The 17,318-nt window shown below is 59.5% G+C and carries 17 protein-coding genes and 1 pseudogene; 12 read left to right on the forward strand and 6 right to left on the reverse strand.

The annotated features are described in order from the left end of the window. The 3 genes and pseudogenes from VK725_RS11225 to VK725_RS11235 form a co-directional block, all read left to right on the forward strand. Positions 1-1,032: pseudogene (locus tag VK725_RS11225) on the forward strand (carbohydrate-binding protein); the annotation flags it as partial. A gap of 491 nt (positions 1,033-1,523) precedes the next feature. Beyond that, on the forward strand, positions 1,524-2,510 hold the full coding sequence (locus VK725_RS11230) for a sulfotransferase (RefSeq protein WP_325318141.1): 987 nt from the start codon (positions 1,524-1,526) through the stop codon (positions 2,508-2,510). A gap of 158 nt (positions 2,511-2,668) precedes the next feature. Continuing rightward, positions 2,669-3,520 (forward strand): DUF3014 domain-containing protein, encoded by an 852-nt coding sequence (locus tag VK725_RS11235; RefSeq protein ID WP_325318142.1) that lies wholly within the window; start codon positions 2,669-2,671, stop codon positions 3,518-3,520. A gap of 84 nt (positions 3,521-3,604) precedes the next feature. On the opposite strand, the gene VK725_RS11240 is transcribed toward VK725_RS11235, so the two are convergent. Further along, positions 3,605-4,834, reverse strand: a complete 1,230-nt coding sequence (locus VK725_RS11240; protein WP_325318143.1) for a YXWGXW repeat-containing protein — start codon at positions 4,832-4,834, stop codon at positions 3,605-3,607. Between the two features lie 344 nt (positions 4,835-5,178). On the opposite strand from VK725_RS11240, the gene VK725_RS11245 reads away from it, so the two are divergent. Continuing rightward, on the forward strand, positions 5,179-5,682 hold the full coding sequence (locus VK725_RS11245) for a DinB family protein (RefSeq protein ID WP_325318144.1): 504 nt from the start codon (positions 5,179-5,181) through the stop codon (positions 5,680-5,682). A gap of 6 nt (positions 5,683-5,688) precedes the next feature. Here VK725_RS11245 and VK725_RS11250 read toward each other — a convergent pair whose 3' ends face one another. Continuing rightward, positions 5,689-6,489 carry a glucose 1-dehydrogenase gene (locus tag VK725_RS11250; protein ID WP_325318145.1) on the reverse strand — a complete coding sequence of 267 codons (801 nt, stop codon included), beginning with the start codon at positions 6,487-6,489 and terminating at the stop codon, positions 5,689-5,691. Positions 6,490-6,628: 139 nt separating this feature from the next. Between VK725_RS11250 and thpR the strand changes: the two genes are divergently transcribed. Together thpR and VK725_RS11260 are read left to right on the forward strand one after the other, a co-directional pair. Continuing rightward, positions 6,629-7,156 (forward strand): RNA 2',3'-cyclic phosphodiesterase, encoded by a 528-nt coding sequence (thpR, locus tag VK725_RS11255; protein ID WP_325318146.1) that lies wholly within the window; start codon positions 6,629-6,631, stop codon positions 7,154-7,156. A gap of 104 nt (positions 7,157-7,260) precedes the next feature. Further along, the gene (locus VK725_RS11260) at positions 7,261-8,049 is read left to right on the forward strand and encodes a methyltransferase (protein WP_325318147.1); all 789 of its coding nucleotides are present in this window, start codon (positions 7,261-7,263) and stop codon (positions 8,047-8,049) included. 23 nt (positions 8,050-8,072) lie between these two features. On the opposite strand, the gene VK725_RS11265 is transcribed toward VK725_RS11260, so the two are convergent. Continuing rightward, positions 8,073-9,224, reverse strand: a complete 1,152-nt coding sequence (locus VK725_RS11265) for a glycoside hydrolase family 18 protein (RefSeq protein ID WP_325318148.1) — start codon at positions 9,222-9,224, stop codon at positions 8,073-8,075. Between the two features lie 131 nt (positions 9,225-9,355). On the opposite strand from VK725_RS11265, the gene VK725_RS11270 reads away from it, so the two are divergent. The 5 genes from VK725_RS11270 (at position 9,356) to VK725_RS11290 (ending at position 14,268) form a co-directional block, all read left to right on the forward strand. After that, positions 9,356-9,562 carry an oxidoreductase-like domain-containing protein gene (locus tag VK725_RS11270; protein WP_325318149.1) on the forward strand — a complete coding sequence of 69 codons (207 nt, stop codon included), beginning with the start codon at positions 9,356-9,358 and terminating at the stop codon, positions 9,560-9,562. Between the two features lie 179 nt (positions 9,563-9,741). Continuing rightward, positions 9,742-10,260, forward strand: a complete 519-nt coding sequence (locus VK725_RS11275; protein WP_325318150.1) for a hypothetical protein — start codon at positions 9,742-9,744, stop codon at positions 10,258-10,260. Between the two features lie 128 nt (positions 10,261-10,388). Continuing rightward, positions 10,389-12,389, forward strand: a complete 2,001-nt coding sequence (locus VK725_RS11280) for an OPT family oligopeptide transporter (protein ID WP_325318151.1) — start codon at positions 10,389-10,391, stop codon at positions 12,387-12,389. Between the two features lie 101 nt (positions 12,390-12,490). Continuing rightward, on the forward strand, positions 12,491-13,555 hold the full coding sequence (locus tag VK725_RS11285; RefSeq protein ID WP_325318156.1) for a class I SAM-dependent methyltransferase: 1,065 nt from the start codon (positions 12,491-12,493) through the stop codon (positions 13,553-13,555). Then, positions 13,552-14,268: a pseudouridine synthase gene (locus VK725_RS11290; protein WP_325318152.1), complete on the forward strand. Its 717-nt coding sequence runs from the start codon at positions 13,552-13,554 to the stop codon at positions 14,266-14,268. The genes VK725_RS11285 and VK725_RS11290 overlap by 4 nt, the downstream gene beginning before the upstream one ends. 17 nt (positions 14,269-14,285) lie before the next feature. Here VK725_RS11290 and VK725_RS11295 read toward each other — a convergent pair whose 3' ends face one another. After that, positions 14,286-14,489, reverse strand: coding sequence for a hypothetical protein (locus tag VK725_RS11295; RefSeq protein WP_325318153.1), 204 nt, complete (start codon positions 14,487-14,489; stop codon positions 14,286-14,288). A 141-nt stretch (positions 14,490-14,630) separates the two neighbouring features. Between VK725_RS11295 and VK725_RS11300 the strand changes: the two genes are divergently transcribed. After that, positions 14,631-16,190: a protein adenylyltransferase SelO gene (locus VK725_RS11300; protein ID WP_422653310.1), complete on the forward strand. Its 1,560-nt coding sequence runs from the start codon at positions 14,631-14,633 to the stop codon at positions 16,188-16,190. 75 nt (positions 16,191-16,265) lie between these two features. Here the strand turns inward: VK725_RS11300 and VK725_RS11305 are convergent, their stop codons facing one another. Then, complete coding sequence (locus tag VK725_RS11305; RefSeq protein WP_325318155.1) at positions 16,266-17,060, reverse strand: SH3 domain-containing protein; 795 nt, start codon at positions 17,058-17,060, stop codon at positions 16,266-16,268. Between the two features lie 106 nt (positions 17,061-17,166). After that, entirely contained in the window at positions 17,167-17,316 is a 150-nt protein-coding gene (locus tag VK725_RS11310; RefSeq protein ID WP_325318157.1) for an FKBP-type peptidyl-prolyl cis-trans isomerase, read from the reverse strand. Positions 17,317-17,318: the final 2 nt, after the last annotated feature.

Here is a 17,318-nt window from a genome sequence, read left to right on the forward strand (position 1 = left end):
ACGCCAACGCCAACGCCAACGCCAACTCCGACACCCACGCCGACGCCGACGCCAACACCCGCGCCGAGTGGATTCGTGTTCAGTCCTTACAAGGACATGAGCATCAACATGAACTGGAATACGTACGCGATGGGCACGGAAGTGACCGGTACGGCGATTCCGGTGGTGGGCAGCGGTGGTCTGTATGAAACCCAAGTGCCGCAGCTCCAGGCGATTTCGCTGGCTTTTGCCACGGGTGAGTGCGGTAGCGAAAGCTGGGCCGGTGTGACGCCATCCGAATTCATTTCGGCGAACATCACTGCAGGGGCGGCCAATTCGCTTTCCAGCGCCGGTCTGGGTTACATCGTCTCCACGGGCGGTCAGGATGGTGTCTTTACCTGTTCGTCGCCGTCGGCATTCGAAAGCTTCATCGCCGAGTACTACACGCCGCAGATGGTTGGTGTGGACTTCGATATCGAAGGCGGACAGACGCAGGCAGAGATCCAACAACTGGTGGCCGATGTGGCTGCGGCGCAATCGGAATATCCGAATCTGCGCTTCTCCTTCACGCTGGCAACGCTAGGGGCTTCGGATGGCAGCTATGGTGGCGTGAATTCGCTCGGTGCTGAAGTCGTTCAAGCGATCCAGGCATCCAGCCCGGCGCTCAAGAACTACACCGTCAATCTGATGACGATGGACTTCGGCGGCACTAGCGCTGCCAACTGCGTCGTGGTGAACGGCGTGTGCGAAATGGGCCAATCTGCGATTCAGGCGGTGGAGAACCTGCAGCACACCTACGGTATTCCGGCCAGTCACATCGAGCTGACACCGATGATCGGCCAGAACGATACGGCCACTGAAATCACCACGCTGGCCGATATCGACACCATCACCAATTACGCGACCACCAACGGTCTTGCCGGTGTGCATTTCTGGTCGCTGGATCGCGATACGCCGTGTGCGGCAGGTGGAGCAGTGTCGACCTGCAACTCGTACCCGAGCGTGGGCATCCTGGGTTACACCAACGAGATTCTCAAAGATCTCGGGAAGTAAGCGGAGCAGGGGGTCCTGTTGCGGGTTCGGAGGCATGCCGGACCCGTAGCAGGTTGAGGATGTGACAGGCGAGCCACCGGTACGAACGTGCCGGTGGCTTCGTTACGCTTGGCGCGCGCATTCGTCCGCACGTCTTCACGATTCAGTTCGCGTAAATTTACGTAAATGCGGCGTGATTTCACTCCAAAACAACAACCGGTCACGGAAATGGTGATATCAAGCGTGCAGCATAGAGAGCCGGCTGAGTCGGCTTAACAAAGGCAAGGGACGCTGAATGAATTTGTTGCTCCGCAGCATGCGGGCAGTGATTCTCTTGTCCTAAGTTACGGAAAAACAGACTTTTTCTGGACACGGACTGCCCGAATTGTGTAAGTTGTGTCAACTTACAAGAAGCTGACACGTTCGGTAATTTTTAGTCATTCGAGTTGCGCCGTAGTAGTCCGACGCAGGTAATTAAAAAAAGTCCAGGAAAACGGGGGCGGCAGCTGCTCATGCAACGAACCTTTGTAGTTGGGTGTCCCAGATCGGGCACCACCATCGTGCAGGCCATGCTGGCCAGGCATCCCGAAGTTTTCACCCTCCCTGAAACCGGATTCTTTCCGCGCTTGCTAGGCGGTCTTCATTATCGTTTGGGTGATGAAGGTGCGCGACCAGCGCGACGCAGCTTCGCGCGTCGCCTCGGATTGACGCGCCGTTACGGGCGTCGCGAATTCCTGGCGCTGCAACGTTCGTTGCTCGGCGATGGACATCAATCCAAGCGTGCACCGTTGTTTCTGGAAACCTGTGTCGCGCATTTTGGCGACATGTTGGACGATTTAGCCGAAAAGGCAGGTCGCTCGGCATGGATCGAGAAGACGCCGCATCATCTTCTGTATTTGTCCGAAATCGAACAATACATGCCAGATGCGCGTTTCATTCATGTGATTCGTCCCGGCATGGATGTGCTCGCGTCGATCACCGACGCCGAGTTGCGTTACGACAACAAATCCTTCGGCGGCGGTTTGATGCAGTGGATTCGCCGCTGGAATCGCGCAACGGAGATTCATCGTTCATATATCGGCGCGCGTAATCATCATCTTGTCTTTCTGGAAGATCTCACACGCAATCCGGCCGATGAGTGGCACCGCCTCTGCAGGTTCCTGGGGCTGTCCACCAGCGTCGAACTCGATCAGACGTGCCATCAGAACATCGCCGATCCCAAGACCGAGCCGTGGAAGCGCGATGCGCTCAGCGGTCTGCCGCATCAGGCGGACAGCAAGGTGGAAAATCTGTTCGGTCCGCAGTTGCGCGAATGGCTGCGCGAGCGGCTGACATCGTACGAAGAGCTCTATGCGGCGAGCAGCTTGGCGTACAACCGCGAAGACTACTTCCTCACGCCCGAGCAGATGCCAAAGATGCTTCCCGTGGAAACGGCGGACGCCGACGCGGATGTTGCCGCGGGTCATACCGCTGCCGGTGGACGCTATCGCGTCGCCTGATGCGATCATCAATCGCACATAGATCGCATTAATCAGCACATTTTTCGTTGCGCACGACATCCGTCGTGCGCAACGCATGTTTCTGCGATACGCGTCGAACGAACAAATTCCGCCTGTGCCTGTCACAATAAGAGAGTCATTGTGAAACAGGTAGAACCGTGAACCGCAGAGCAACTAGAAAGAAGCAGGCATCGTACGCCAGCTGGATTCTGGCGATTGCTGTCCTAGCCGCTATCGTCGCAGCAGGCGTGTATCTCGTGCGCAAGGCCATGACGCCGGAAACACCGGCGACCGTATCGGCCACACCCACGGCCTCAGCAGCGCCGATGGTGCCGGCAAGTGCTGCGTCGACCATCCAGCATCCAATTTCGCAGGCATCGGTGGGCCCTGCGCCGACGTCCACGGCACCGCTTCCGTCGCTGGTCGATAGCGATGCGAGCGTGCTCGATGCGTTGTCGAGCCTTGTGACCGGTGGCGATCTACGTTCATTGCTGGCGCCAAGCCAGATCATTTCTCGTGCGGTAGCGACCATCGACGCGCTGCCACGCTCAAGCATCGGCAGCTCCAACATACTCCCGTTGCGCACGCCCAAGGGCACGCTGCAGACGGAGCAGGCTAACGGCATCACGCTGATCGGCGCCAATAACGCGAATCGTTACCAGCCTTATATGACCGTACTGGAAAGCGTCGATCCGCACACGTTGGTCGCGTGGTACAAGCATAACTATCCCTTGTTCCAGGAAGCTTATCGCGAGCTAGGTTATCCGCGCGGTTACTTCAATGATCGCCTTGTCGTCGCCATCGACGACATGCTGGCGGCGCCTGATCTGCACGATCCGGTTGCGGTCACACAGGTCGGATCGCGCTATGTCTTTGTCGATCAACGATTGCAGTCTTTGTCGGCAGGGCAAAAGCTGATGATCCGTATGGGTCCCGCCAACGAAGCGCAGTTCAAGGCAAAGCTGCGCATGATTCGTGAGTTGGTCGTCGGTGGCCAGGTCGCGCACTGATCGCGATCCACACAGCGAAGGCATATCGCAAAAAAAGAGGCCCGCCTTTCGGCGGGCCTTTCGTTGAATCACGCAAGCGGTACATCAGCCGTGATCGTGGTGATTACCGCCGCCACCATTTGAGCGCGGCGCAGGAGCGGATCGTGGCGCAGCCTGTGCATGGTATTGCGGGGCAGCATGCTGAGCTGCCGCGTGATACTGCGGTGCCGTCGGATGGTAGCTACCTGCCTGCGGATGATAAGCCGTCTGTGATGCGTGCGACGGCGTATAAGCCGTGTGGCTTACACTTGCCGGATGATAGCCGCCGTTACTGGTGGTGTGAGGCGCGTAATTGGCCGAACGCATGGCCGTGTTAGCCGTAGGCGCTGCATGCGGTGCGTAGTTCGCCGAACGCATAGCCGTGTTGGCCCCCGGCGTTGCATGCGGCGCGAAGTTCGCCGAACGCATCGCCGCACCATTAGCCGTCGGATGCAGAGCTGCTGCATTCGCCCCGGCAGGCGTGAATCGACCTGCGCCGGCTGCGGCTACGGATGCTGCCGGAACACCGCGAGCACCCACGACGCCGCCACCTGTGAACGCACCCGGACGCGATGTTGCTGCGATCGGCGGGGCACCATGGTTCACCGACGCAAGCATTGCACGGTTCTGGCTGGCCATGTGCATCTGCTGCTCTTGCGCGGCAACTGGACCGACGTGCTGTTCGTGCGCAAAAGCCTCTTCCTGCGGAGTCGCCCGTGCCGCAAGGCCGCCTTGACCGCCGTTGTAGCTGGTGCGGTTGATATAGGTGTTATTGACGACCGTCTGGTTATAGACGTTGGTGACATGTACGCCACCGAACTGATTGACTGAGCGGTTGTAGTAGAAGCCGCTCCGTCCCCAGTGACCACCCGAGTAGCCCACGCCGCCGTAGCCATAGCCGTAGTTCACGCCACCGTAGAAGCCAACGTGAGGGCCCCAATAGCCGGCATGGAAGGCATAAACGCCACCCACCCAGCCCCAGTAGCCAGGCGTCCACAACAAACCATAAGCCGGCGGCATCACCCAAGTGCCGGGCACCCAGTAATAAGCGGCACCGTTCCACGCCCAATAACCTGGCGTCCAGATGTAACCCACTTCGGGCATAGGCGGCTGCACGTAAACCGGCAGCATGGGCGGTGGGAAGCCGACAGAAATACCTACGCCGATGAAGACGCCGGCATGGGCTTTCTGCGGAAGCGCGGCAAGCGCAGCGGTTGCCGCGAGCAGCGCAGCGGCCGAGCGCATGAGCCACACGCGCTTGGTCGAAAAAGTCTGCGTTTTACTGGTTTGTTTCATGGTGTTTCCTCCTGGGCGTGCACCGTACAGCAGAAAACGCGAGAAAACTTTCGACGGGTTACCGCTGTTTGACGACAAGTTCACTGGTGTTCAGCGGGTAGTCTGGGTAACGGTTCGCTTATGTGCCGCAAGGCCTTGTACTGATTGACTTTGTGTCTAGCACAATAGTAGGTAAACGAGATTCTTCGCCTTGTCTGGCTTGCGATCGCTTGTGTTTCTTGATGGCGATTTGCCTGAAGGGTTCGCAAGGAAACGCGACGTGTCGAGCGGACAGTAAACGTTGTACACGTGACGTCTAGTCGTAAATGTTTACCATGGCGTATCGCTCTTTACCGGCCACGCCCATGTCATACGTGCAGCATCTGCACACGCTCACGCGCTACAAAGCGTGGGCCGACCGTTTGTTCTTCCAGTCGCTGGCCGCGTTGCCAGAGGCCGTTTTGAAGGAGCATCAGCCGATTGTCTTCGGCAGCATGCTGCGCACGCTCAATCATGTGTACTGCATGGATCAGGTCTGGAAAGCGCACCTGGAAGGTGTGCCGCACAGCTTCAAGACGCGCAATCCGGAGGACTGCCCCGCGTTCGAGATGCTGCGCACGGCGCAGGAAGACATCGATGATTGGTACGTGCAATATATGCAATCGCTCGACGAAACATTGTTGAACGAGACGGTGCATTTCACATTCATCGGTGGCGGGGAGGGCGCCATGTCGCGTGCCGATATCCTCATGCATGTGGTCAACCACACCACGTATCACCGCGGACATGTGGCGACGATGATGTACAACATCTCGGCCTATCCGCCCACGACCGACTTGCCCGTGTTTCTGCGTGAAGCGGGCGGTTGATCGCGGTCAGACGTACTGCATTTTGATCGTCATCCCACCATCGACGACAAAGTGCTGACCGGTGACGAAGCCTGATGCGTCGCTCAGCAGATATACCGCCAGCGCACCGATATCTTCCGGTGTGCCGACGCGTCCGGCGGGATGTTGCGCGTGATCTCGCCGACTGAGTTTGGGTTGATGACGCGCTTGGGGTTTCTGCCACGCGTCTGTCGCAATCCATCCCGGCAAAATTGCATTGACGCGTACGGCAGGTCCCGCACTCACCGCCATGGCATGGGTGAGCGCGACGAGGCCGCCTTTGCTTGCGGCGTAAGCTTCCGTGTCGGGCTCCGACTGCAACGCACGCGTGGAAGCGATGTTGACGATCGCGCCACCTGTATCCTTGATCGAAGGTAACGCGTATTTGCTGCAGAGAAACGCACCCGTGAGATTGGTGCCGATGTACCGGTTCCACGTATCGAGGGAGAGTTCGTGCAGCGGACGTCGATGTGGATCGGCGATGCCGGCATTGTTGACCAGCCCATCGATCCGTTCGAAGCGTGCGAGTGCTGCATCGATCCAGCGCCGTACGCTTGCTTCACGCGACACATCGAGCTGTTTAAAAACAGCACGCTGGCCAACGTTCCATTCGTGCAAACACGCGTGTCCGGCCTCGGTATCCAGGTCGCCGATCATCACCGCGCCGCCCGCACCAAGGACGGCTTGTGCTATGCCACGGCCGATACCTTGCGCGCCGCCGGTGATGACAACAACGCGATCTTGCAGGGGCAGTGCATCGTGCGCTGCGATGATAGGTGCGATGGACATAGTGAATTCGTCCGTTGGCATTCGAGTCTGGAAAGACTAGCGCACCCTCGTGTAGTGAGGGAGTACAATGGAGCGTATGCACGACGTCCAGACCGACCTCTTTGGTTTACCGCCTGGCGAACCTCCCGGGAGGCATCGCTTGTTTTTTGCAGTGATGCCTGATGAAAGCGCACGCCACGGGATCAGCCATGCGGCAGGCCTGGTCGAGCAGCGGCACGCCGACATTCGTCCGCGCTGGATCGACGCGGAGCGATATCACGCCACGCTGAATTTCCTCGGCGAGTTTCCGATCTTCCCGGACGATATCGTCCGGAAGGCCAAGGCCGCGGGCGAAAACCTGAAAGCGTCTCCTTTCAGCTGGACACTGGACTACGTGGCCAGTTTTCGTGGTCATCAGCCGCCGTGCGTATTGCGTAGCACCATAGTTCCCAAGCCATTGATGACGCTTTGGCAGTCGTTGAATAAGGCGCTTGTGTATGCCGGATTGCAACGCCACGTCGAACATAAATTCACGCCACATGTCACGTTGGCATATGGGCGTCGAGAGCTGTCGGGTGTCACGCCCGTCGTTCCCATCACCTGGCACGTCGAACGTGTTGTGCTGATACATAACGCCATCGGCAAAGGTGGCTACCAGATTCTTGGCGACTGGCCGTTATCGGCATAAGCGCGCAAGCACCTGTCGGTACGCATATGGGCCAAAGGTCAGATAGGCGGCGGCGCAGGCGCGGCGCACAATCATGCGGCTCGTCCCCCAATCAGGAGATCGTCATGCGTCCGTTATCGATCGCGTTGCTGGCGGTACTTGCCGCGTCAGGTGTTGCTCTGGCGCAAACGCCGGAGCAGAGCAGCAACAGCATGCACGCTGTGTATTACGTGCCGCCGTACGTCAGAGCCGCCGTCAACGATCCTGCACGCGCGCAGGATGCAAGCATCGACGCGCGCCGCAAGATTACGGAGGTGATGGTTTTCAGCGCCGTGAAGCCCGGACAGAAAGTGCTGGAACTGATTCCCGGCAGCGGTTATTTCACACGTGTGTTCAGCGGCATTGTCGGTTCGAAAGGACATGTCTACGCGCTGTGGCCGAATGAATACGGTGCGGAAGCGGTGGACGATGTCGCCAATAGCGAAAAGCTTGCTGCCGATCCGCATTACGCGAATGTGTCGGTGCTCAAGCAGCCCGCGGCGCAGTTGAGCGTGCCCGAGCCGGTCGATGTGGTTTTTACGTCGCAGAACTATCACGACTATCCGGATCAATTCATGGGACATGTCGATCCGGTGGCCTTCGACAAGCAGGTCTATGCGGCGCTGAAACCCGGCGGTATGTTTGTGATCATCGATCACGTTGCGCCAGCCGGCTCGGGCATGTCCGACACCGATACCTTGCACCGCATCGATCCGGAGATCGTGAAGAAGCAGGTGGAGTCGGCGGGTTTTATCTTCGCCGGCGAAAGCAATGTACTGCGCAACCCGAATGATCCGCACACCATCAAGGTGTTCGATTCATCCATACGCGGCCATACCGATCAGTTCATGTTCCGCTTCCGCAAGCCGGGTTGATAAGCAACCGGCGTGGGCTGTCGTTACTGCAGCCCGCGCCACATGTCGTTGAGCAGTTCGTCGCCCGAATCGAGCGTCTGCTCCCAATACATGATGCCGCCAAGATGCTGCGCCTTTACGTAAGCGGCTTTGGCGGCAATGGATTGCGGATCATCATAGGTGATGAAGTGACGCGTCGTTGGATTCCATAGCCACGGCGCTTGAGCTGCATCGTCCCAGTAGCGCACGTAACCACGCTTGTTGATGCAGTCGTGTTTCAAGTCGGGCCAATTGTGTCCGCCTACGTACGTGCCGTAGGGTTGGTAAAGACCGTTGTGATCCGGTTTCACATCGGCAAATTCGCGGCCGTAAAGTGCGGCGCCGATGAATAATTTTTTCGGCGGAACACCCGCAGCCAGGAACTGCTGTACGGCGCGATCTGTGGTGCGTCCATCGCCCGCTATCAGTGCAGAAGCATGCAAGCCGGTGTGATGGCCCGTTGTCGGCGTCATGCTGTTGACGAAGTCGTATGTCATCAGGTTGAACCAATCCAGATACGGATTGATCGCGGCGATATCGACACCGTTGACAAACGGACCATCGGCAATCGCGACACTCAGTGTGTAGTGGTTCGCACCGGTGCGGCCGTTTGCGGCACCGACCCGATCGAGACTTGCGCGGATCGCTTTCAACAATAGCGTGAAGTTGGTTTTATCCTCAGGGCTGGATTTGATGCCCGACTCGTGATGCCCGGGATATTCCCAGTCCACATCGAGTCCATCGGCATGCTGTGCGGCGATCAGCTGAGCGGCGCTGTCCGCAAACTGTTTGCGCCCGGCGGCCGTGCTTGCGGCTTCGGAGAAACCGCCGACGCTCCACCCACCGACGGAAATCGTCACTTCAAGTTTCGGGTTCTTCGATTTAAGCGCGAGCAAATCCTGCAATCGCTTTGCGCCGTTGTCGTCGAGAACAACACTGCCGTTCTTCAATTGGGCAAATGCAAAAATCAGCGTGTCGATTTTCCCGGCGTCTTTGGTCTGAAGCGGGTTCCAGCCGTTCGCATAGCCGACGATACGATAGGGCGACGACGATGCCGCCGTTGCAACGGCATCCGTTTGGATGGCAAGCATCAGGACGGGCAGCAACAAGCTTGAAATGATGTGTGCCGGACGAAAGAAGGAACTGCCACGCATCATCTGCGCTCCGTGGGGTGGGTCCTCGATCTTCGCAGCATGAGCGCGCGCCGCAAAGTACCCTTCCTCATAATGGCGGCTTGAAGTTGGCTCACGACACCGCCATCGTGGTTGCGACAAACCTTATTTGACCTATGACCGACGACACGCCCCCGTCCAACGACACCATCCTGCGCGACGATCCAGCCCCGCAACCTCCCGTCGAACCCGATATGGCGGACTGCTGTGGCAACGGTTGTGATCCGTGCATCTTCGATCTTTACGAGGAAGCGCGGCAGCACTATCGCGAGGCGTTGGCCGCGTGGCGTGCGCGTCACCCTGGTGTCGATCCGGGTGTGTAAACTGACAGCGTTGCCCAAAACAGGTTCTGGCACAGCTGCGGCAAGCCGTGATGACCCACCGATTGGTACGGTCTATCGCCGGTCTGGATGGCGACGTACGTCGCACCGCGCACGTCCAGACATTGAACGTATTGTTGCGCTGCATTAGATTCACGCGTGTATGTAGGGGGAATCCAAAAATGAAACGTTTTCTAATCATCGGCGCGACAGCGCTGCTTTCTGCGTGCGGTGGTCAACACATGGTCGCGCACGCTCCGATAGGCGCACTGGTGACCCCAGGCGCTACGCCATGGCTAACTGTCAAAGGCGGCGAGCCGGAACTGGACGTGCGCGGGCTGGATCACAAATTGACGCTGCAGCCCTCGCCCGACTTATCGGCTGCGGTGCAATCCCAGCTGGGCTCGCGGTTGAGTAGCGACTACTTCACCAATCTCGTAGTGACATGCACCGCTTTGACCGCCACCTTGCACGTGGATCAGGACAAGGCACCGGGCGATGTGGCCATGGATATGGGATTGCACTGCTCGTTCTGGGCGCGCGGCTTCGATACGGCCCACGATTACAAGACCCGCGTTTCGACCGCGGTGGCAGGCGGCGCAGGCGACCAGGGCTATGCCGATGCGTTGACGAAACTGGTAGCCGACGGCTCGGCAGATATCGCAGGCCAGGTTCACGGCGACTTGCAGCACCTCAAATGAAGCCGCTGAAATAAGGCGACGAGGGGCGCCCCACGGCGGGCGCCTACGGTGATCCGGGCTCGGCCACCAACACCCTACGGGCGATCCACGCTATCTTGTTAGCTGGACAGTTTTGGGGAGAACCGCCCGTGAATGCAGTACCTGGACCCGGCGCGACACCGCGTGCCGAACTTACGCTCCGCGGCCTGATCATCGGTATCGTGATCACGCTGCTGTTTACGGCAGCCAACGTCTTCTTTGGCCTCAAGGCCGGTCTGACGTTCGCCACTTCGATTCCGGCGGCAGTGATCTCCATGGCGATCCTGCGCGCCATGAAGAACTCGACGATTCAAGAAAACAACATCGTGCAGACGGTGGCATCCGCCGCGGGTACGTTGTCGTCGATCATCTTCGTGCTACCGGGCCTGATCATGGTCGGGTGGTGGACGGGTTTTCCGTTCTGGGTCTCGTTCGGCATTTGCGCGTCGGGCGGCATTCTCGGTGTGATGTACACCATTCCCCTTCGCCGCGCGCTGGTCACCGATTCGGATTTGCCGTATCCGGAAGGCGTCGCCTGCGCCGAGGTGCTGAAGGTCGGATCGGGCGAAGTCGTGGAGGCGTCCGACTCGGCGTCGGTAGAGGGCGGCACGTCGGGCTTGATGGCGGTCGTGGTCGGCTCGGTGGTGGCAGCCGTTTTTTACATCGTCGTGCAGACGCAGATTTTCGCCAGTGACGTGGCCAAGTACTTCCGCATCGGCGATCGCGGTTCGGCGAGCGGTTACGACTTCAGTCTGTCCTTCGCCTTGTTCGCCGTCGGCCATCTGGTGGGACTGTGGGTCGGTGTTGCGATGTTGGTTGGTGCCGTGATTGGCTGGGGCTGGGCCGTGCCGCACTACACTCTGCTTCATCCTGCTGCGGGCGACGTAGCGGATGTGGCACAAGGTGCGTGGAACCACTATGTACGTTTCGTCGGCGCAGGCACCATCGGCGTCGCGGCGATATGGACGTTGGCGAAACTCGTCAAACCTGTTTTCACTGGCCTGAGTTCGGCGATGGCCGCTTCTCGTGTGCGCAAGGCGGGCAAAGGCCACACGCTCCCGCGCACCGAACAGGACATACCTATTGGTATCGTCGGTTTGATTGTGCTGATCTGCATGCTGCCGATCGCGTGGCTGCTGGGCAACTTCAGCGTCGTCAGCGGTCTTGGCTCGCATACGACGCTGCTCGTGATCGGCGGCGTGTTGTTCGTGCTGATTCTTAGCTTCCTGGTGTCGACGGTGTGCGGGTACATGGCCGGACTTATCGGGTCGTCCAATAGTCCGCTATCGGGTATCGGCATTCTGGTGGTGATCATTGCCGCGCTGCTGCTGGTGCTCGGCGTGAAGTCGGATCTCCCAGCCGATTCGGGCAAGGCGCTGGTGGCATTCGCGTTGTTCATCACCTCTGTCGTGTTCGCCGTCGCAGCGATTGCCAACAACAATCTGCAAGATCTCAAGACCGGCCAGTTGGTGGATGCCACCCCTTGGAAACAGCAGGCAGCGCTGGTCATCGGTGTGATCGCAGGTGCCATCGTCATTCCGCCCGTGCTGGATCTGCTCAATCATGCGTACGGCTTCCTTGGCGCACCCGGTGTCGATCCCGCGCATGCACTGCCAGCACCGCAGGCCGGTCTGATTTCCGCGCTGGCGCAGGGCGTGATTCAGCACAACATCGATTGGAATCTGATCATCGTCGGTGCCCTCATCGGCGCGGGCATCATCATTCTCGACGAGGTGTTGGGTCTGGCCAAAACGTCGATGCGCTTGCCGCCGCTTGCGGTGGGACTGGGTATCTATCTGCCGACGTCCACCACGCTGATGATCGTGGTGGGTGCCATCGTCGGCTGGTATTACGACAAGCGCGCCGATCGCACGCCGAAGGCCGAGGCGACCAAGCAGCTGGGTGTGCTGCTTGCTTCGGGCATGATCGTGGGCGAAAGCATCATCGGTGTGCTGGTCGCTGCTATCGTCGTGTTCTCCGGCAAAGCCACGCCGCTGGCGTTGGTGGGTGATAGCTTCCAGAACGCCTCGATCTGGATCGGCGGAGTCGCTTTCGCCGCGGTGATTTTCGCGATGTATCGCTGGATCTCGCGAATGGGCCAGAAGAGCTGAGTCACTACAGAGCGGCGGCGGCCGGAGCCGCCGCTCCTACGGTTCCCTGCCTGCGCGCGTACAATGTGCGCACTCAATCCACCGGAAGCATCCGCTTGACCATGGTCGGTATCCATGCGTCCACGCCCGATGCGGTGCTGGATGCACTTTTTCTGCCTCTTTCTGACGGCTCGCTTCGCCTGTCCAGCGACGCTCGCGTGTTGTTTCTTCGCGCGCGCGACGGATTTCGTTTACGCGAAGTCGCCAGGCGCGATTGGTTGTGCGAGCAGAGCTTCAAGCCGTTCGCAGAACTGTTGATGCGCAGTGGCCTGAACGTCGGCGACGCTGCCGATGACGCGCGCTTTGACCTGGTGCTTGTATTGCCGCCGCGGCAACGCGACGAGGCGCGCGCGTTGTTTGCACGTGCCGCGCAACATGCCGACGGTGGTGGCATCGTCCTCGCATGTGTGCCGAACGCGGAAGGCGCGAAATCGGCACAGGTGGATCTGACAGCGCTGCTAGGCACCGTCAGCCATGTGTCCAAGCACAAGTGCCGCGTGTTTTGGGGTGTGTCGCAATCGTCCACGCGCGATGCATTTTTGCAGTCGTCGTGGTTGGCGTTCGATCGGCCACAACTGAATGCAGCGGGTTATCTAAGCCAACCTGGATTATTTGCCTGGGATCGCGTGGATACCGCATCGGCACTCCTGGCCATGCATCTGCCCGATGATCTGCGAGGACATGTCGCAGACTTCGGCGCGGGCTACGGTTATCTCGCATCGCAGATCGTCGCACGCTGTCCCCATGTTTCTTCCATCGATCTTTACGAGGCCGAAGCGCGTGCCCTGGAGCCCGCACGGCTCAATATGCAACGGGCGATACGCGAAAGCGGGCGCGCCGTTGCATTCGATGTGCATTGGCACGACATCACCACCGGCATCGATCAGCGATACGACGCGGTGGTCAGCAATCCACCGTTCCATCAGGGCAGGGCAGATCTGCCAGATCTTGGACGCGCATTCATCGCACGAGCTGCGAATGCGCTGGTTTCGCATGGCCGTCTTTTGCTTGTCGCCAATCGCCACTTGCCTTATGAAGGCACGCTCGCAGCACATTTCGAGCAAGTGCATACCGTGATTGAACAGGATGGTTTCAAAGTGATTGAAGCAACAGGTGTGCGCGTATGAGGCTGGTCAGGTTGATTGCCAATCTCGGCTATGGCACTCGCAAAGATGTTGCGTGGATGTTTCGCGAAGGACGCGTCACCGATTCGAATGGCGACGTGTTGTACGCCGACGACAAGGTCGAACACACGCAGATTCGCATCGATGGCGAACCGTTGGATTCGCCGACAGGCATCGCGTTGATGATGCACAAGCCGCTGGGCGTAACGTGTTCGCGCAAGGATCCCGGTCGCGTGGTCTACGATCTGCTGCCACCGCGATACCGCGCGCGAACGCCAGCGCTGTCCACCGTGGGACGACTCGATCGCGATACATCCGGCTTGCTTCTGTTTACCGATGACGGCGCATTGCTACATCGAATCATCTCGCCGCGTGCGCAGATCGCCAAAGTCTACGAGGCCACGCTGGCGCAGGACCTTCGGGGCGACGAACAAGCCCTGTTTGCAAGCGGCACGCTGATGCTCGAGTCGGAAACGACACCCTTGTTACCGGCGCAATTGGAAATACTTGGAAAGCGTCATGTGCGCCTCACGCTCACGGAAGGTCGCTATCACCAGGTGCGCAGGATGTTCGCGGCCACGGGCAATCACGTCGATACCTTGCAGCGCACAGCTGTCGGCGATTTGAGTTTGGAAGGATTGAGCGCAGGCGCGTGGCGACAGCTCGCCTCAAGCGAGATTGCGCTGATCTTTGGAAGCCAGCCGGCAGATCGCTAGGATTGCCGGCTATTCAATTACGAGCCGATTTGCGAGAGGCGACTGCGAGCCAATTCGTCTTCGCGGCGAGAATGTGCGCTGGAAGTCCAGGAAACCAGATCGAACTCCGGCGCACTTTCTTCTGTTGTTGTTTTGGCGTCCTGCAAAACCACCACTGAGAGCATCCCTGCTACCAGCTGCATTCCGCGCACCAAGGCGGAACGAGCAAGAAGCATGTGCATTTTTTCACTCCGTCGGCTGCCCCTGTGCAGCTGCGGTCAAACTCTAGCAAGCTTTTGCGATGAATGTATAGAGATCGTGAAAAGATATTTTCGAAGTGACTTGACGTAAGCGTTTTCGACCGAATATCCGAGACCATGTCCTTGACCGAACTGAACTTCGACAACGTTTTCCTACGGGAGCTTCCGGGCGATCCAGATGGCGGCCGCGGGTCCCGGCAGGTTCAGGGCGCGGTGTATTCCAGAGTCGATCCCGCTCCCGTGACCGCGCCACGTACGGTGGCTTGGTCGCGAGAGATGGCATCCGTACTGGGCTTCACCGAAGCGGACATCGCCAGTCCGTTTTTTGCGCAGGTCTTTGGCGGAAACGGCGTGCTGGACGGCATGCAGCCGTGGGCGTCCAACTACGGCGGCCATCAGTTCGGTGTCTGGGCTGGGCAACTGGGGGATGGGCGCGCCATTTCGCTGGGCGAAGTGCTCACGCCGCTGGGCGAGCGCTGGGAGCTTCAGTTGAAAGGAGCCGGCGCGACGCCTTATTCGCGCGGCGCGGACGGCAGGGCAGTGCTGCGCTCGTCGGTTCGCGAGTTCCTCTGCAGCGAAGCGATGCATCACCTGGGCGTACCGTCTACGCGCGCGCTCAGCCTGGTCGTGACGGGCGAGAGCGTCGAGCGCGACATGTTCTACGACGGGCATCCCCAGGACGAACCGGGTGCGATCGTTTGCCGCGTCGCACCATCGTTCATTCGTTTCGGTCACTTCGAGCTGCCGGCGTCCCGCGGGGACATCGACTTGCTGCGGCAGATCGTCAATTTCACGATAAAGCGCGATTTCCCGGATCTAAGCGGACCCGACGAAACCCGCTATGCCGATTGGTTCGCCGAAGTCTGTGCACGTACCGCGCGCATGACGGCGCACTGGATGCGCGTGGGTTTCGTGCACGGCGTGATGAACACCGACAACATGTCCATTCTTGGCCTCACCGTCGACTACGGACCGTATGGCTGGATCGACGATTTCGATCTGGACTGGACGCCCAACACCACGGACGCGATGCGCCGTCGTTACCGTTTCGGCCAGCAACCGAACGTTGCGTGGTGGAACCTCAGTCGTCTTGCTGCCGCCATCTCGCCGCTGTTCGGTGACGTCGCTCCGCTGCAGGCGGGGCTGGATCGTTACGCCGCGGAGTACCTACTGCAGGACAAACGCAACATTGCGGCGAAACTCGGTTTGGCGGAATGCCGCGACGATGACGTATCACGCATGGAGAGGCTGCATCAATGGATGCAGGCAAGCGAGGTGGACATGACGTTATTCTTCCGCGCCTTGAGCGATATCGATCCCCATGCGCCAAGTCCCGAACCGTTGCAGCACGCGTTTTATGACGATACAAAGCGAGCCGCCGGAGAGGTTTATCTACGCAATTGGCTGGATGATTACGCCGCGCGATTGCGCGAAGATTCGCTGACGCGGGAGCAGCGCAAACGGCGCATGCACGCTGCCAATCCTCTCTACGTATTGCGCAATTACCTCGCGCAGGAAGCAATCGATCGCGCCATGGAGGGTGATTACGAAGGCATCAACACCTTACTTGATGTGTTGCGTCATCCTTACGATGAGCAACCCGGTCGCGAGCACTATGCACAAAAGCGTCCCGAATGGGCGAAGTCGCGCGCGGGTTGCTCCATGCTTTCCTGTAGCTCTTAGAGCCGCCGCCTAAAAACGACTGCGCCCCGATGCTCAAAGCATCGAGGCGCAGCGTAGGTATTCACCCTTCCGAACTCAGTTGCCGTTGTTATTATTGTTTCCGTTGTTGTCCTTCGGATTCGGGCGAGGCGCAGGCCGCGTGTTCGGTTGCGGCCGGTTGTTGTTGCCACCCGACGGAGGTGGACGATTACCGCCGCCACCCGGAGGTTGCGGCCGGTTGCCACCACCTGGCGGCTGGGGTCGATTGCCACCCCCACCCGGCGGCTGCGGTCGATTACCACCACCTGTCGGCGGGGGTCGATTGCCACCACCTCCCGGCGGTTGCGGGCGATTTCCGCCCGGCGGTTGAGGCCTTGGCGGTGGCGGGCGATTCCCACCCGGCGGTTGCGGACGATTCCCACCTGGCGGCGACGGTCTGCCACCCGGCGGACGGACAGGCGGACGCGATGGCCGCGGTGGCGGACGAATCGGAATTGGCCGGGAGTACCAGCGTGCCCGGTCACGGTAGAACGGACGGTTGGTGTAGTAATTCGCCCAATACGTGCCGATTACGAACGAGACGATCGGAATGCCGATCTGCGCACCGTAGTCGGTCACGATCACCGGCTGATTGTTGTACGTGTATTGGATGAATGTGCCCGCCACCCATCCACGATTCGGACCCACAATCACATCGCACCATTGCCATCCTTGCGTACAGCCCTGGACGGAAACAGGCGCACCCACGGGGATCACCTGAATGACGGGATATTCGGAGTCAGGGCCTGCGCGAAGATTGACGTTGCCGGTGACATAACCGTCCGCGGCAAACGCCATCGCAGGGAAGAGCAGTAACAGGGCGGTCACGAGCGACCACAGCATTCGCTTCATCGGGCAATCCTCCAAACGTGAAAGCGGTGGTGGACGTACGACGTTAATGCCCGGCCATCATGGCTCAATTTCCGAAAGAATGCATCGCGCCCGGGCTGAACGGCGGTCAGTGCACTTCCATCAACTCGATATCGAATACCAGCGCGCTGTTGGGCGGAACATCGCTGCCCGCGCCGCGGCGTCCATAACCGAGGCTGGAGGGAATGATGACCTCGCGCTTGCCACCCACACGCATGCCCTTGACCCCTTTGTCCATGC

Source organism: Dyella sp. (assembly GCF_035486915.1).
Classification (GTDB): domain Bacteria; phylum Pseudomonadota; class Gammaproteobacteria; order Xanthomonadales; family Rhodanobacteraceae; genus Dyella_B.

What these genes read in the sequence shown, in the direction of transcription:
- VK725_RS11230 (WP_325318141.1), top strand. Translation starts at nt 1,524, where the DNA reads ATGCAACGAACCTTTGTAGTTGGGTGTCCCAGATCGGGCACCACCATC.
- VK725_RS11240 (WP_325318143.1), bottom strand. Translation starts at nt 4,834, where the DNA reads ATGAAACAAACCAGTAAAACGCAGACTTTTTCGACCAAGCGCGTGTGG.
- VK725_RS11245 (WP_325318144.1), top strand. Translation starts at nt 5,179, where the DNA reads ATGTCATACGTGCAGCATCTGCACACGCTCACGCGCTACAAAGCGTGG.
- VK725_RS11250 (WP_325318145.1), bottom strand. Translation starts at nt 6,489, where the DNA reads ATGTCCATCGCACCTATCATCGCAGCGCACGATGCACTGCCCCTGCAA.
- VK725_RS11260 (WP_325318147.1), top strand. Translation starts at nt 7,261, where the DNA reads ATGCGTCCGTTATCGATCGCGTTGCTGGCGGTACTTGCCGCGTCAGGT.
- VK725_RS11265 (WP_325318148.1), bottom strand. Translation starts at nt 9,224, where the DNA reads ATGATGCGTGGCAGTTCCTTCTTTCGTCCGGCACACATCATTTCAAGC.
- VK725_RS11270 (WP_325318149.1), top strand. Translation starts at nt 9,356, where the DNA reads ATGACCGACGACACGCCCCCGTCCAACGACACCATCCTGCGCGACGAT.
- VK725_RS11275 (WP_325318150.1), top strand. Translation starts at nt 9,742, where the DNA reads ATGAAACGTTTTCTAATCATCGGCGCGACAGCGCTGCTTTCTGCGTGC.
- VK725_RS11285 (WP_325318156.1), top strand. Translation starts at nt 12,491, where the DNA reads ATGGTCGGTATCCATGCGTCCACGCCCGATGCGGTGCTGGATGCACTT.
- VK725_RS11290 (WP_325318152.1), top strand. Translation starts at nt 13,552, where the DNA reads ATGAGGCTGGTCAGGTTGATTGCCAATCTCGGCTATGGCACTCGCAAA.
- VK725_RS11295 (WP_325318153.1), bottom strand. Translation starts at nt 14,489, where the DNA reads ATGCACATGCTTCTTGCTCGTTCCGCCTTGGTGCGCGGAATGCAGCTG.
- VK725_RS11305 (WP_325318155.1), bottom strand. Translation starts at nt 17,060, where the DNA reads ATGAAGCGAATGCTGTGGTCGCTCGTGACCGCCCTGTTACTGCTCTTC.
- VK725_RS11310 (WP_325318157.1), bottom strand. Translation starts at nt 17,316, where the DNA reads ATGGACAAAGGGGTCAAGGGCATGCGTGTGGGTGGCAAGCGCGAGGTC.